Consider the following 16408-nt stretch of genomic DNA (forward strand, 5'->3'; position numbering starts at 1 on the left):
CGTCTATGGGCGTGGGCTCACTTATTGTTCCTCGGTATACCAGTACCTCTGATGCAGTAAGCTGAGTTCCATGCCTTTTTTATGCGCCATTGGTACTTGCTTTCCGATTCTTGGCACTACTTCTGTACATTATCAAAGGATTGCATTTAACACCTTTTTGAATTAGTTTTTTTGGGGCGTGGCCGTTGGAGATTGGTTGGATACATTTTTCTAAAAAGCGGCCGCTTACCCCTTAACTTTAAAAACCATTGATGCCTATGCTATAACCTTATTGTGGACTTGTTTGTGCTAAAGCTGTTAGCTGGCGATAGACAAGACACCCATAAAAAAAGACCCACCCTTTCGTTTTCGAGGACATTGGAGTAGGTCTCTAGTTAAACTTATATAAACCATTTAACCAATACAAAGTTATGACAAAAACTTATTATTTGTTCAGGATTTGGCTTGTTTTTAGCAGCTGGTTCCTTGTATTTATGTTCCATGTTGCGATACATGCTCAAGAGATTCCCATTTCCGGGGTCATTACGGACGGACAGCACCCCATTGCTGGGGCGAGTATTCTTATTAAACACACGGTTGTTGGAACCGTATCGGATTTTGACGGGCGCTATGAATTATATGCGCAGCCTACGGACACGTTACAGATATCTTATTTGGGTTATACACCCATGGAACTGTCCGTTGGGAGTTTACGAGTTATTAACGCGATTTTGCGAGAAGATGCAACTGCATTAGGGGAGGTGACCATTAATGCTGGGTATTATAACACCACGGAGAAAACCAAAACGGGGAGTATTGCTCAAATAACTGCTAAAGAGATTGCCAAGCAGCCTGTTAGTAATCCGTTGGCTGCGATGCAGGGGTTGATGTCTGGTGTTCATATTACGCAAACAACGGGTGTTGTCGGTGGTGGATTTGATATTCAGATTCGCGGTAAAAACAGTTTGCGAGCGGACGGGAGTGCGCCGTTATATTTGGTAGATGGGATTCCGTTTGCGACCGAAAATTTAGGTAGTACATTAATTTCGAGCGGCATCTTATCAGGGCAGGGGATAAGCCCATTAAACAGTCTTAATCCGGCCGATATAGCGAGTATAGAGGTATTAAAGGACGCTGATGCCACAGCTATTTATGGAAGTCGTGGCGCGAATGGTGTTGTTTTGATAACCACCAAAAAAGGGACCTCTGGTAAAACCCGATTTTCTGTAAATAGTTATACTGGCGTAGGGGGTGTGACGCGAAGGCTTGACTTGATGAATACTCAAGAATATCTTACTATGCGTGAACAAGCCTTTTTGAATGATGGTTTAACTGAGTTTCCTTCCTACGCTTATGATGTAAATGGGACCTGGGATAGAAACCGCTATACCGATTGGCAGAACGAACTTATAGGCGGAACCGCCTATACTAATAGTGTTCAAGCGACGATTTCTGGAGGGTCCGAAACCACGCGTTTTTTATTGAGTGGGACGCACTATAAGGAAAGCACTGTATTTCCAGGTGATTTTTCATTTAGGAAAAACGCGGTAAGCTTTAATGTACACCATACAGCAACAGACGATAGGTTTGACGTATTACTTTCTGGTAGTTATTTAGCGGATACTAATAATTTGTTAGGCACCGATTTGACTCGGCAAGCTTATACGCTAGCTCCCAATGCCCCCGAACCTTATCATCCAGATGGGACATTAAATTGGGAAAACTCTACCTGGAATAATCCTTACCGACTGCTGAATGAAACCTATGTTGCTAAAAACAACAACCTTATTTCCAATGCTCAATTAGAATACCGTCCATTGCCTGCATTGGCCTTTAAGATGGGGATTGGTTTTTCTGATACACAGTTAGACGAATCGAAAGCCACTCCCCATACTATTTATGATCCCTCGTACGGTTTGGACAGTGCCTCTTCGACCTTAATTTTAAATACTGCTCGTTTACAAACGTGGAATTTTGAGCCTCAAGTGACCTTTAATCAGTCTATTTTAGGCGGGACATTAGATGTCTTGTTAGGAGCTACTTTTGAAGGTCGGCAAAGAGACCAATCTGGGCTGTATGCTTATGGGTTTACCAGCAACAGTTTGATACATAACTTGTCGGCTGCCTCTCAAGTTGCGGCCTTGAGTACCACTAATACCGAATATCGGTATCAGGCCATTTTTGCTCGCTTACATTACGCTCTAGCCGATACCTATTTTATTAATTTGACAGGGCGACGGGATGGCTCTAGTCGGTTTGGTCCCGGCCGGCAATTTGCGAATTTTGGTGCTATTGGAGCAGCTTGGTTATTTTCGGAATCAGCTTTTTTTGATACCCACATGGGTTGGTTAAGTTTTGGGAAATTGCGGGGTAGTTATGGCACTACTGGGAATGATCAAATTGGTGATTATCAGTATTTAGATACGTATCATTTATCTGGGTTAGGTTATGGTGGGCAGACCGGTTTAGAACCAACTCGTTTATATAACCCTAATTTTAGTTGGGAAACCAATAGAAAAATGGAAGTAGCTTTGGAGATGGGTTTTTTAAAGGATCGGTTATTTTTAACAACCGCTTATTACACCAACCGCTCCTCTAATCAGCTCGTTGGTATTCCTTTACCAGGGACCACGGGTTTTCCTTTAGTAACTGCCAATTTGGATGCTACGGTTGAAAATAGCGGATGGGAATTTGATATTCAAGCCAACTGGATACGACGGCCTCATTTTACATGGAAGAGCTCCCTGAATATTTCCGTACCTAAAAACAAATTAGTGTCCTTTCCAGATTTAGAGGGATCGACTTATGTCAATCAGTATGTTATAGGTGAGCCCTTGGACATTATAAAAGTTTACCATTATACCGGCATGAATCCCGATACTGGTATTTATGAGTTTGAAGATTATAATGGCGATGGGCAGTTAAATTCTAGTCATGATCGGGAGCGTATTGTACGAACCGCACCCGAATACTTTGGCGGTTTACAAAATAGTATGGGTTATAAAAACTGGCAATTTGATTTTTCATTACAATTTGTTAAGCAGTTAGGCAGTAATTATAATTATTTGGGTGTTTTACCAGGTATTGCCAGTAATTTACCTGTAGACTTTAATGACGCCTGGCAGCAACCGGGCGATTCAAGTCCTGTTCAACCTTATACAACCGGGTTAAACAGCGATGTGACCAACGCTTACTATCGTTATATAGCAAGTGATGCTGCTTATAGTGATGCTTCGTTTATACGCATAAAAAACCTTTCGTTGTCTTATACCATTCCTATGACGGGTATGGGTACTGCCCGATGCCGGATATATGCACAAGGACAAAACATCTTTACCCTAACCAAGTTTAAGGGGCCTGACCCTGAAAACCAATCCTCTGGTATGTTACCGCCTTTACGGGTGTTTTCATTAGGGATAGACTTCAGTATTTAACACCATTAAAACTCATATTATGAAACTAAATTTAATATATAAAAATTATTTTAAGGCTCTCGGACTTTTTAGTTTGCTTTTAGTCACGACCTTATTTTTTAATTGCGAGGACTTTATTGATGTGGATTTACCAGACTCCCAACTTACAGGTCAAACGGTATTTGATGATCTGACTACAGCGGAAGCTGCTGTAACAGAAATTTACAGTAAAATGGCTAACACTACTTTAGTTTGTGGCACATCTTCAGGACTTTCCGTATTATTAGGGAATTATGCTGATGAAATCCAACCATATAATACAGGCTTACAGGAATACGACTTCTTTCAAAACACGCTTATTTCAAGTCATCCTCAAGTTGGTACTTTATGGAATGGTAGCTATAATTTGATTTATGCAGCAAACTCTATCATTGAGGGGCTTGAAAACTCGACAGGGATTCCTGAACCTGATAAGGAACGGCTTTTGGGAGAGGCTTTATTTGTTCGGGCTTTTGTTCATTTTTATTTGGTTCAAATTTTTGGTGAGATTCCTTATATAGCAACAACCGATTACTTGGCTAACTCGACAGTTTCGAGAATGTCTTTAACTGACGTATATGCGGCCATTATCACGGATTTAGAGGCAGCTAACATATCTTTACAAGATACAGGTCTAACTCCTTTTAGGTTGCGACCTAGTCGGGCTGCGGTGAGCACCTTATTAGCACGGGTTAATTTGTATAGTTTCAATTGGGAGGCTGCTGAAATGGCCGCTAGTGCCGTAATATCTGGAGACAATCTAACTTGGGTTCCAGCACTTGAAGATGTGTTTTTGAAAACCAGTACCGGTACGATATGGCAGTTGATGCGCAATCAACCAGGGTTACCTACCTATGACGCCGAAAATTTTATTTTTACGTTGAGTCCGCCTCCTAATCGCGCCTTGAGTTCCCATTTGATTGATGTTTTTGAACTTGGAGATTTGCGCAAGTCTGTTTGGACTGGGCATGTAGTTGATGGTTCGGAGGTTTGGTATTATCCTTACAAATATAAGCAGTTTGTACCGGAGGCTGAATCCCGTGAATACTCGATTATATTTCGGTTAGAGGAGTTATACCTTATTAGGGCAGAAGCTCGCGCCCACTTGGGCGATATTGAAGGGGCTCAAACGGATATTAACACGATCCGTAATCGCGCCGGGTTAGGAAATACAACGGCCAGTACCGAACAAGCGCTTATAGAAGCCATACTACATGAGCGACGTATAGAATTCTTTAGTGAATTGGGACATCGTTTTTTTGATTTAAAACGCACTGGTTTTTTGGATGCTACTTTAAATCCTATCAAGCCAGGTTGGAACAGTACTGGGCGTTTATGGCCTATACCCGATTCGGAATTACTACTAAACCCAAATTTATTACCTCAAAACCCCGGCTATTAATTGACTAAAGAAACCTTACGATAATGATTTTAAGATATATTTTAATCTGCTTTTATTTGTTGTTGGTTAGTTTTAATTGTCTTGCACAAAATAAGCAGCCTTTAACGCCAAACGATTATGACCTATGGCATACTTTAAAAATGGGCGACACATCGGCAGATGGTATTTGGACCTCATATACCATGTCCTATCCGGCGGCAACCGATACTTTATTTTTAGAGAACACGGAAACCAAGCAGCGCTATGTTATACCATCTGGTTATAACGAGCGTATTCTGGCGGATGCTGCCATGTTTTCTTATATGACAGCTGATACGCTACATCTTTTAAATTTACGTACAGGTAAAGCCCAACCGATTTTTCATGTGCAAGGCTATGAGTTTACTCTAGATCACAACTTTTTGATATATCTAAAGGCCTCAAATGAAAGCCATGCACTTTACGTAACGGATGTAAACACTAAAGATACACGACAGTTTGACCATGTAACGTCCTACCGTATTAATCCTACAGGAACCCATGTGGCCATTGTACAAAGGAAACAAGGCGTTGCTACGGTTACAATACTCTCTTTGGATAAGCCTAAAGATGATAAGGCGTTGGTAGAAACTGGTACCGGTGCGTTTCGGCAACTGACTTGGAATAAACCAGGAACCTCCTTGGCCTACTATTATTTTAATAATTGTACAAATCGTTTTGAGATACATTTCGTTTTTGATATAAGCCATCCTTCAAATATAGGTCAGCTCAAATCCGATAGTATTGTCGAATTTCCAGACAATCGGCATATTGTTTCTAGTAAATTATTGTTGTCGGACGATGGTACCAAGGTATTTTTTGATATAGCAAAAACGACACAGGAAACACCTGATACCAAGATGGTTGACGTGTGGAATTCATCTGATCTTCAGATTTCTCCGAAGCCAAGTGATCGCGGATATTTTTGGACTGTATGGTTTCCAGAAAGCAACAGGATACACGTTATAGAGGATGCTATCTTGCAAGCAGTTGCTTTAGCCGATAATCAAAATATTGTATTGCTCTTGGATGATACCCGGTATTTACCAACTTACCAATATGGTGATCGTTACAGTGATGTTTATTTATTAGATTTGGAATCCGGTAAGCGAACAAAACTTATTGAACAGCAATTGCGTGCTCCTAGGCATTTAGTTGTTTCAGAAACCGGCGATTATATTGCTTATTTTAAAGATAAGGATTGGTGGTATTATGATATACGTACTGGTAATCATAGTAATCTTACCCAAAATTTACCTGTTGATTTTAATAAGGCGCAAAGTGATCGTTTGGATACCCATCACGCTTTCGGCTTTGGGGGTTGGACGGCGGATGAGGGGATATTGGTTTATGGCGCCTACGATATTTGGTTATTTAACCTAGCTACTGGTACACATAAAAAGCTTACAAGCGGTACTTTGGATACGGTTCGGTATCGTTTGATTGGCGGTGAGCCTCCTTTTATTAGAAACGGATTTTTTGGATTTATAGCGAGCACCTATGATATAGATGCGTCCTTGTTAATACGAAGTATTGATACTAGGACATTAGGAGAGGGGTTTGGTGTTTACAATACAGAAAGTGGCTATCAGGCAGTTGTGCAACAAGCCCGCAAATTGATAGCTGTTAAACCGATTTCAAAAAACCAGTTTCATTATGTAGAAAGTCGGTTTGATGTTTCGCCTCGTATCATGTCTATCACGCTTGGCAATACTCCTAAGACAATAGCACAGGGCAATTTGCAGCAAACGGATTTTGAATGGGGCAGTTCCAAACTTATAACCTATTCTAGTTTTAAAGGCGATTCTTTGAAAGGGGCGTTATTTTATCCAGCCCATTACAATCCTGAAAACTCCTATCCATTGGTTGTTTCCATTTACGAGAATACATCAGATGCTTTGCATACCTATACGATACCAACTATGCATAACTATGCTGGTTTTAATGTTTCTAATTTCACGACGTCTGGTTATTTTGTATTATATCCGGATATATCTTATGAAATTAATGCGCCTGGTAGATCGGCTTTGTTTTGTGTGAATTCGGCCATTGATGCCGCCTTAGGTGCTGCTAATATTGATGACAAGAATATGGGTATTATAGGTCACTCTTTTGGAGGCTTTGAAGTAGGCTATATTATTAGTCAAACAGATAGATTTAAGACAGCTGTAGTAGGAGCTGGCGTTACGGATTTGTTAAGTTTTTATTTAGGTCTTGATTCTTCAAACCTTTCCAATATGGAGCGCTTTGAAAATGCCCAATTTAGGAATAGACAACCATTTACATCTCCAGGATTTTTAATAGAATCGCCCATTATGAATGTTAAGACAATAGATACCCCTGTTTTATTTTGGACGGGCAGTGATGATACAATGGTTCCACCAGCATACAGCATTAAAATGTATGCGGCATTATGGCGTTTAGGTAAAGCTAGTACCTTGCTTATGTATCCTGATGAGCCTCATGTGCTTATGAAACCAGAAAACCAAGAAGACTTAACACATAAAGTTATGGCTTGGTTTAATTTTTTTCTTAAAAACACCTCTAAAGAAGCGTGGATTGATCATTGATATAAAAAAGTGTCCTTAAAAAAGGACACTTTTATCTAAAATTATGTAATTATTATAATTTTATGGTGGGTAGACACTAATTGCATGGTTTTTACAGAAAACCTAGTTTATGTTCCCCCATAATGAATTATGGTAATTACACTTTAGAATCTTCTAGAAAGAACTTTGGTACAAGTCAAAGGCATTTCACTAGTTTTCCCGAAGGCTTGGTATTCTACCCCATTATGAATAGCGGTACAAATAGGCCCCGGGTTGTTATCACATTGTACTTCAATAGCACATGGTTGCCCTGGTAAATTAATCCAACCTGTGTCAGGCGCTAGAAGCGGGCTTTCTTGAGTTCCTTTAAAAGCAAAGGCACTAACAATAGCGAACATGAATATACATGCAGGCAAAATTGATTTCATTTTTTTTGTTTTCATGATATTCAATTTAAAATGTTTATATCTACTCTTTTTCAGGTTTTCGATTTCCCCTGATACGGCCGTATATTTTAATTTTATTAAGTTTTTAGATTAAAGAATTGCGGATTTAAACGGAAGGTTACGAGATAGTTTTCACTAAGGCCAATTAACCTATTTTGGTATATGGTAAAGGTTTTTATGGGTTCACCTTTAAAATGGTATAGATAGAAACTAAAGTCATAGGATTCCGTATTTAGGTTATAAACGTCGATGATAGAGGCGTCTTTGAGCATTTCTTTAGGTTCGTATTTACCCAATCGATCAGATTTTACAAATAAATAGTCTCCCCAAGTAGCACATTGTTTATTAATAATTGTAGATTGATTCCCAAGCGTTCTGATCTGTCCTGATTTAGTAGTGGTTATTTTTAGAGATGCATTTTTCACCGTATCAATTGTACGTCCTTTATAATCCAGATTAAGGCTGGTGTCAGCTATTACAAACTCATTTCTATAATAATATACATAAAGTAGTCTGTTTAATTCTGAGTTGAAACGTAACATGCCATCGGTATCAAAGACGCCATCGATTTGTTTTTTTAATAACTGATGTGATTTAACTACGGTATCCATGTCATTAAAGTTAATACGGCCAATTACATTTTGACCGTAGGATTTATCAAGACCACTAAAAATAAAAAGAGAAGGCGAGACGATTTCGGTTCTGGAAAAGGTTTCAGAGGGTTTTCCCTGCCAAAAAACTTGTGCTTTCCAATCGGTTAAGAGCCCTTTAAAAATAGTTGGTACTTGACCATCAACTACATAGAAATATGGTTCTTTGATTTTAATTTGTGGGGCAAAAAATGGAATTTGTTGTTCATTGTTCAACTCAATCTGATGTGATTGTGTATAATTTAGTGTTGTGTCTATACTTAAGATATGAGCTGGGGCACTTGTGTTTCCAAGGTAAATTTGATCTCCTGAAACACCAGCGAGATAATATGAGTTAAATGGTATTTCTATTCCTTTTATAGTTGTTACGGGGTGTGGGAGGTATCGTCTTATAAACGCATTATTCCTATGAATCTGTTTCTCTGAAAGTGCATATAATGTTATGACAAGCATCACGCCTAAAATACTGGTAAATACCAGGTTCCAAATGACTATTTTATTTTTAACCCTACGGTTTTTTGAAGATGTATCGTGGTGCTTATATGTTATAACACCCAAAATTGCCAATAGTATAAACCCCACATTAAACACTAAATGTTCTGTCCAGCCCAATGATTCCAGAACCCCACCACAAGAACAGGGTGTAAAGGATGTGAAATTTAGTATTATGACAATATAGGTTGTAAACATCACCATAAGCAAATAAGCTAGATACAAGCCCCATTTCCTTGTTTTTTCAAAAACTAACAATAAAGAGGTGATTAATTCCACCCCAATAACACCATATGAAACAGGAACTGCAAAAGCGGCTAAAAGTGGTGACTGCCCTAATTGGGTTTGAAAATCTGTAAAGGTTATGAGTTTGCTTACGCTGGCATATACGAATAGGAGTATGAATAGCATGGAGGTGGCTACTACTATGGTATTTTTAGTTATAAGATTTTTAATTTGCATGATCTGAAATTAAGACATTATAAAATTCGACTATCTCAATTACTTTTTAAGGATTAGGGATTTGCTTGGACGGATTTTTAGTTATAAGTTAAAAGTGAATAGTTAAAAGTTAAAAATGAATATTGAACAATGAACAATGAACAATGAACAATGAACAATGAATAGTGAAAAGTGAGTGGTGAGCCTGGTGTGGTGGGCAATTGTGCGGGATTTTTACTTAAGGTGTAGCATAACCTTATTCTGATATTAGTTGTTGTCATTTAGTTTTTTCATGTCTGTGGGTTTGACACCAAAATGATTTTTAAAAGCTTTGGAGAAATGTGATACATTTTTGAATCCCGTCATTTTTGCCACAGCTTTTATAGACAGGGAGGTGTTTTGTATGAGTAAACTCGCTCTTTTTAGCCTTTCTTGCGTTAAATATCGGAATACTGTGGTTCCGTATAATTGTTTAAAGCCATATTTTAATTTGTATTCGTTGGTACCAAATTGATTTGCCAATGTTCTAAGATTTGGAAGTGGGTGTTCTAGATTTTGCAAGATATACCCTTTAATTTGCTGCATAATACGCATGTCTTGTTCTTTGACCAATACGTTTGGTTTTGTTGGGTTATTTGAACCTTTATTTCTAACGGCTTTTAAAGAATGCTTTAAATCCTCTTCCATTAGTTGGCTTTTTAATACTTTTTGACAGGTAGAGATGATGATAAGTGGGGGTTCTTGTCCACTACGCGGTATAACATTGATGGCCGTGGTGAGTGTTTTGGTTAATAGGTTAGTGCACAAGTATGTGAGCTTGGTAATATTATGATATTCTTTTTGATATAGCATGTTGTTAGCTATGGTTATCCAGTTTTGATGCGACTTTTTACTTAAGATGGCAGTGAATGAAGTCTTTTTTAGGCACGCAGGGGCGATACCCAATGTTTTTTGAACCTGACTATTAGCAAATTGAATTTGAAAGCTGCTATTTAGAACAAAGAGCATGTTTGCGTATTGTTTGATTGTGTCAGTTGCATTTAATACATTATAATAATTAAGGGTTTCTCTCATTTCTTCCGCTAATAAATTCACTAGCACAAGGATTGCTTCAATGTCATCATCTTTATCGGTACGTTCGATTTCAAAGGAGAAATCGCCTTCAGCTATTTTAAGCAAGAGCTGATGTATTTGTTCCAGTCTGGATTTATTGATGTGACTCTGCATTATTTACAGGCGTTTAAAAAGTTTAAGGCTTCCTCTTGCGTATGGTATATTTTTGAAGGTACTACAGGTTTGTTCTTTAGCAAGTAAAAGCGTAACATGACATTTGCAATAATTCTATTATCGACTATCGCTACGGCTTTAGCGAGGGTAGAACCTTCGTTGGCTAGGTAATCACGCGCTGATTTTACAGAGTTTTTGATGCCTTGGGTATCACAAAGAATAGGGTATTGTGTTTCTTGTTGAAATTTTAATCTATCATCAACAATTATTTTCGCCGTTGGAAAGTCTAAATAATCAATGGGTTTATAAATAAAGAATAAAATACCATCGGACACCCAAAATTTAGCATATACGTTCTCTTTCATAATTCAAATGATTGGTCGGATTTCCCTAAATTACTAAAAAATACTATTGATTATATTTTTTAAAAGGGATATCCTTGTTTTTTTGAGAGACCTTGGTGCTTTGTTTTACTGTTTTTTTGTTCAAAAGGATAATTCCTATTCTTGTAGGGATTTCTTACAAGTATATCTCGCTTAAAATTATTAGTGCATTTGATTTTTTTATAGCTTATATGCGCATTCTGAAATAGGTTCTATGGTTACTTGTTAATTTGACATTTTTATAATAGCAACCTTTGGGTTTCTTGTAGAATTTTACATTTAATTAAATTGCGTTTTTTCCCTCATAAAACTTCAATTATGAGGCGGATATGTATCTATAGCAAAGACATTAGTTGGATCACGGGAAAAAGTGAGCGGTATGCTAGAGAGGTGATTCGTGACATAAAACTGCTCAAAAAAAAGAAAAAGCACCAATTGGTGACCATTTCTGAAGCTTGTGAGTATTTAGGTTTGCCTTATGATGAGGTTTTTAACAGTATTAATGGGATTGGTTAGTATCTGCTATTTCGGTTGCTTTGGTTAACACCAACTTCTTAATTTTATTTTCAGGTACATTATTTTGCTGTTTGTGTTATGAGGTTGTGCTGATTAGGATAATTTAGTAAATATATAATTATGACATCGTTATATGATTTTTGGGATTGGTTTCAGGACTATGCTGAGGCTTATTACTATTTACAGGATTTTTCGGTTGCCGAGCAGGCTTTTTATAATCATGAACTTACTAGTCGCTTATAGGATTATCATGAGAACTTATGCTTTGGTATCACTTTCTCTAAAGATGAGACAGATGCGCAATTGATTCTAAGTACCAATGGGCAGGTAGATGGGGTGTTTTTCGTAAACAATCTTGTGAACATAGCTCCCGACATACCTAAGTGGACGATTGTTGCTTTTATTCAGCCGCAGCTTGATTTAGAGGCTATCAGGACTGGAACAGATGAACCTTATTACTTTAAGGATTTTCCTATAAAACCGAGTGATTTGAGGTGGGCGCCTGTAGATTTTGATAGTCGTAATTGCACATGTGATTTATTGTTTCATTTAATTACCTATCCGAAGCTTGAAGCGCCTGCTGATGTTGAACAGCTGCTTGATTATATTTATATTATTATTTTAGATTTGTTAGGCGAAGAGGTGGTGCGTCAAACCATTAGATTTGGTTATTATGAGGATGCTTTATTGCATTATTTGGATTGGTACCGGTTGGATGCGCTGCCGGATTTTTTGGCGACTTGGGAGTTGTAAAATTTGAGTTTGGCTTCGTTGAACCTTGGTTTTTACGCTTTCTGCCGAACGGTAGACAGGTCTTTTTTTATCTCCGTTGCACTTTGATTTAAACTCCCAGACCAAAATTTGTTTGCTTATTAGTAATGTTATAACTCTTTGATCAAACTTCGTTTGCTTATTAGTTATGTTTTAACTCTCTGATCAAACTTCGTTTGCTCATGAGTTATGTTCAAACTCCCCGAGCAAACTTCGTTTGCCCACCCCTCTTCATCTGAAGAGGGGAGCCAGATTGTTATTATTTAATTAGAATAGGCGGGTTATTAATTACTTTATATTTTTTCTAATTTAAAATTTGATACTTATTTAAGTTCTTATCTGTTTTAGAGAACAAGCTCAAATGGCTCCGCCCTTTAGTTAAAGGGAGGTGGCTAGACCGACGGCAGGAGGGCTAGACGGAGGGTTTGGCTTCTTCTTCTTCTTCTTCTTCTTCTTCTTCTTCTTCTTCTGAATTAAAAGATTCTTTTATTTCTTGTAGCACGGATGGTAAGTGGTCAAAAACCATTTTGTTTTCAAAGCGGATGACTTTATAGCCTAAACTTTCTAAATACACTGTTCGTTTTTTGTCATATTCTTGAGCTTCAGGATTAAAGTGACCTTGCCCATCTAATTCAATAATTAGCTTTTCAGAGGCACAATAAAAATCAACTATATAGTGACCTATACTATGTTGCTTTGTGAAGCGTTTATTATTTAATTGTCTGGATTTTACTTGTTTCCATAGGAAGGCTTCGGCAGGTGTTAATGTTTTACGCAGTTGTTTTCTATAAACTTGTAGTTCTTTTTTGGTATGGATTTTCTGCTTGGACATGTATTAAAGGTACGGTTTTAGGTTTAAAATATTTGGATAAACTACGTTTGTTTATGCGGTTTATGTTCAAACTCCCCTTTCTTTATCTCCGTTGTACTTCGATAAATTCATCCCCCTCTTTAGCTAAAGAGGGGAGCCTGGAATGTTATTATTTATTTAGAATAGGCGGGTTATTAACTACTTTCTTTTTTTAAATTATATGAAAGTTGATACTTGAAACTTGTGCAAAGTCTTATCTGTTTTAGAGAACAAGCTCAAATGGCTCTGCCCTTTAGTTAAAGGGAGGTGGCTAGACCGCCGATTTGTTTTTCAAAATCCCTATAAACCGGCAGGTACGCCCTTTCTTTATCTCCGTTGTACTTTGCTTTAAACCTTGTCCAAACTTTGTTTAGACTTAAACTTCTTGACCAAACTTCGTTTGCTTATTAGTTTGTTTTTTAACTCTCTAATCAAACTTCGTTTGCTTATTAGTTATGTTTTAACTCTTTGATCAAACTTCGTTTGCTCATGAGTTATGTTCAAACTCCCCGAGCAAACTTCGTTTGCCCACCCCTCTTCATCTGAAGAGGGGAGCCTAAACTGTTATTGTTTTTGAGATTTGAGGTAAGACACTAGATTTATTTACTTTGTAGTTTAATTTTTTGACTGTTTGTTTTGTTGTGATAAACAACTAGATTTTATGGTTAATAATTATAAAGTTTGCGTTTTGGTTTCTGCTTGGAATTAGTATATTAGCCCTATAAAACAAAAGAAAAATATAGTTTCCAGCCATGGCTTTAGAGACCCGAGTCTATCAGAAAGAACGAACTATAAAGTTTGGTGCGCTATTAAAGGCGAGTTTAGGTGATATGTACCATTCTCGGTTTTTAGCGCGGCAGTTGGCAGAACGTGATATTAAGGCGATGTATAGACAGTCCTATCTGGGTATTTTGTGGGCTTTTGCTGCACCTTTGGCTACTGCGGCTGTTTGGATTTTTCTTAATAATAGTGGAACCGTTAAACTTTCTGATACGGGTGTTCCGTATCCGGTTTATGCTTTTACCGGTACTCTTATTTGGTCTATAATTGTAGCTTCTATTACTTCGCCTATGCAAAGTACGCAGGCTGCGAAGGGGATTCTAACCAAAATTAATTTTCCTAAAGAAGCCTTATTGCTTTCTGGTATTTATAAGTTGTTGTTTGATAGCAGTATTAAAGTAATTCTATTGGTGGTCTTTATTTTTGTGTATGGTGTTGGTTTTCATTGGAGTTTATTGTTATTCCCATTAGCTATTTTTGGCGCTATTCTTTTTGGTACTACAGTTGGGTTGTTTTTGACACCTATTGGTTTGTTATACAAAGATATAGGAAAAATTATTTCGTTTGGGATGCAATTTTTAATGTATGTCACTCCTGTGGTTTATGCGATACCTGAAACGGGAATCATGAAAACTATTATGACTTGGAACCCGATTACACCTATTGTTTTAACAGCTCGTGATTTGGTGGTTGGGTTTACTCCAGAGTATGCTACTTATTTTTTAGTAGTGGTTGCTATTTGTGTGCCTTTCTTGTTTTTAGGGTTGATTGTTTACCGAATTTCAATACCGATTATTGTGGAACGGTTAAGTGCATAATTAATTAATAATTAATGATTAGCAATGCGTAATTAATAATTAAGAATAAATGAATAAAGATAGGTTAGTAGGGCAAAATTGATTTTATAGTTGCAGAGTTGCAGAGTTGCAGAGTTGCAGAGTTGCAGAGTTGTAGAGTTTTAGAGTTTCAGAGTTGCAGAGTTGCAGAGTTGCAGAGTTGCAGAGTTGCAGAGTTGCGGAGTTGCGGAGTTGCGGAGTTGCAGAGTTGCGGAGTTGCAGAGTTGCAGAGTTGCAGAGTTTCAGAGTTTCAGAGTTTCAGAGTTTCAGAGTTGCAGAGTTGCAGAGTTGCAGAGTTGCAGAGTTACAGAGTTGCAGAGTTACAGAGTTGTAGTTATTGCATTATAAAGATTTAAAAAAAACACGAAAGCATTATAAATTAAATGTCTGATAGTAAACACATAACAACCGATAAAGAGGTGCTTGTAAAAGTTGAGGGTTTGAGCAAAAAGTTTTGCAAGGACCTTAAAACTAGCCTTTGGTATGGGGTAAAGGATTTGATTAGTGGCGTACGCGGTTCTAATTTGGAACGGACCTTGCGCCCCAAAGAATTTTGGGCTGTTACAGATATTAACTTTGAGTTACGCCGTGGTGAGTGTTTGGGTTTAATTGGGCATAATGGTGCTGGTAAAAGCACGCTATTAAAAATACTAAACGGCCTGATAAATCCGGATGCTGGGACGGTTACTATTAAAGGACGTGTTGGTGCCCTTATAGAGCTTGGTGCAGGTTTTAACCCTATTTTAAGTGGGCGCGAAAACATTTATAATAATGGTGCTATTTTGGGCTTTAGCCGAAAGGAAATTGATAGCAAGCTGGACGAGATTATAGCCTTTGCCGAATTAGAGGAATTTATTGATATGCCGGTGCAACACTACAGTAGTGGCATGAAAGTCCGCTTGGGTTTTGCTGTAGCTGCCCAAATGGAACCTGATGTATTGATTATTGATGAGGTTTTGGCTGTAGGCGATTTAGGCTTTGTATTAAAATGTTTTAAAACTATTGATGCCATTTTACCGCGGACGGCTGTTATTTTTGTGAGCCATAATATGCCGATGGTTTCGCGGATTTGCAATACCATTATATTACTTGAAAAAGGCGTTTCTAAATTTCAAGGAACCGATGTGTCGGGTATTATTGATGAGTATTATAATCGTTTTTTAACTGATGAAGGTGAAAGTGTTGTGTTTAGTGACGGAAGCATTGTTTTAGAGGATGTTATGATGGAAGATGCAGAACAAAAAGATGGTGTTTATGATGTGAATTGGGGTTCCACAATTAAACTCAACTTTAAAATAAGAAATAATACGTTATCAAGAAAACCCTATATTCATCTGGCTATTTATGATAAGGAGCAACGTGCGGTAGCAGAAATTTATCCAGAAGGACAAGAGTTGAAATCTATTGAGACAGACGTTTTTATTTATTACTCCGTTTTATTAAAAAATGTTTATTTATCTAAAGGTATTTATACGATTACATTCAATGCCTCTGAGGACTGTTCCTTTAACATGTTCTGTAAAATGCATAAAGTTATAACACTTCGTGTTATACATGAGAAACAAATGTGGACATCCTTTTTATTAGACGCCGAGATTATTAATAATTAATACTAT

At 37.6% G+C, this 16408-nt stretch carries 13 protein-coding genes; 8 read left to right on the forward strand and 5 right to left on the reverse strand.

Annotated features, from left to right (window positions below):
• Positions 1-473: 473 nt before the first annotated feature.
• From ES675_RS13700 to ES675_RS13710, 3 genes are read left to right on the forward strand one after another with little or no spacing between them, the layout of a single operon-like run.
• Positions 474-3413 (forward strand): SusC/RagA family TonB-linked outer membrane protein, encoded by a 2940-nt coding sequence (locus ES675_RS13700; protein ID WP_148367504.1) that lies wholly within the window; start codon positions 474-476, stop codon positions 3411-3413.
• A 19-nt stretch (positions 3414-3432) separates the two neighbouring features.
• On the forward strand, positions 3433-4833 hold the full coding sequence (locus ES675_RS13705; RefSeq protein ID WP_066250251.1) for a RagB/SusD family nutrient uptake outer membrane protein: 1401 nt from the start codon (positions 3433-3435) through the stop codon (positions 4831-4833).
• Positions 4834-4856: 23 nt separating this feature from the next.
• A complete protein-coding gene (locus ES675_RS13710) occupies positions 4857-7421 on the forward strand; it encodes a S9 family peptidase (RefSeq protein ID WP_082985885.1) in 2565 nt (854 codons plus the stop codon).
• A 143-nt stretch (positions 7422-7564) separates the two neighbouring features.
• On the opposite strand, the gene ES675_RS13715 is transcribed toward ES675_RS13710, so the two are convergent.
• The 4 genes from ES675_RS13715 to ES675_RS13730 all read right to left on the reverse strand — a co-directional run bounded on the left by ES675_RS13715 (position 7565) and on the right by ES675_RS13730 (position 11021).
• The gene (locus ES675_RS13715; RefSeq protein WP_066250263.1) at positions 7565-7843 is read right to left on the reverse strand and encodes a DUF6520 family protein; all 279 of its coding nucleotides are present in this window, start codon (positions 7841-7843) and stop codon (positions 7565-7567) included.
• Positions 7844-7923: 80 nt separating this feature from the next.
• The gene (locus ES675_RS13720; protein ID WP_066250265.1) at positions 7924-9450 is read right to left on the reverse strand and encodes a DoxX family protein; all 1527 of its coding nucleotides are present in this window, start codon (positions 9448-9450) and stop codon (positions 7924-7926) included.
• 246 nt (positions 9451-9696) lie between these two features.
• Positions 9697-10608 carry a helix-turn-helix domain-containing protein gene (locus tag ES675_RS13725; RefSeq protein ID WP_170244093.1) on the reverse strand — a complete coding sequence of 304 codons (912 nt, stop codon included), beginning with the start codon at positions 10606-10608 and terminating at the stop codon, positions 9697-9699.
• A gap of 47 nt (positions 10609-10655) precedes the next feature.
• A complete protein-coding gene (locus ES675_RS13730; protein ID WP_066250272.1) occupies positions 10656-11021 on the reverse strand; it encodes a DUF7793 family protein in 366 nt (121 codons plus the stop codon).
• A 336-nt stretch (positions 11022-11357) separates the two neighbouring features.
• On the opposite strand from ES675_RS13730, the gene ES675_RS13735 reads away from it, so the two are divergent.
• The 3 genes from ES675_RS13735 (at position 11358) to ES675_RS13740 (ending at position 12308) form a co-directional block, all read left to right on the forward strand.
• Complete coding sequence (locus ES675_RS13735) at positions 11358-11555, forward strand: hypothetical protein (protein WP_066250275.1); 198 nt, start codon at positions 11358-11360, stop codon at positions 11553-11555.
• A 120-nt stretch (positions 11556-11675) separates the two neighbouring features.
• Positions 11676-11798, forward strand: a complete 123-nt coding sequence (locus ES675_RS16695) for a hypothetical protein (protein ID WP_255365494.1) — start codon at positions 11676-11678, stop codon at positions 11796-11798.
• Between the two features lie 60 nt (positions 11799-11858).
• Positions 11859-12308 (forward strand): hypothetical protein, encoded by a 450-nt coding sequence (locus ES675_RS13740; RefSeq protein ID WP_066250278.1) that lies wholly within the window; start codon positions 11859-11861, stop codon positions 12306-12308.
• A gap of 430 nt (positions 12309-12738) precedes the next feature.
• On the opposite strand, the gene ES675_RS13745 is transcribed toward ES675_RS13740, so the two are convergent.
• The gene (locus ES675_RS13745) at positions 12739-13158 is read right to left on the reverse strand and encodes an endonuclease domain-containing protein (protein ID WP_066250283.1); all 420 of its coding nucleotides are present in this window, start codon (positions 13156-13158) and stop codon (positions 12739-12741) included.
• 770 nt (positions 13159-13928) lie between these two features.
• On the opposite strand from ES675_RS13745, the gene ES675_RS13750 reads away from it, so the two are divergent.
• Positions 13929-14774, forward strand: a complete 846-nt coding sequence (locus ES675_RS13750; protein WP_066250285.1) for an ABC transporter permease — start codon at positions 13929-13931, stop codon at positions 14772-14774.
• Between the two features lie 401 nt (positions 14775-15175).
• Positions 15176-16402: an ABC transporter ATP-binding protein gene (locus tag ES675_RS13755; RefSeq protein WP_066250288.1), complete on the forward strand. Its 1227-nt coding sequence runs from the start codon at positions 15176-15178 to the stop codon at positions 16400-16402.
• Positions 16403-16408: the final 6 nt, after the last annotated feature.

Source organism: Algorimicrobium algoritergicola (assembly GCF_008086165.1).
Lineage (GTDB): Bacteria > Bacteroidota > Bacteroidia > Flavobacteriales > Flavobacteriaceae > Algorimicrobium > Algorimicrobium algoritergicola.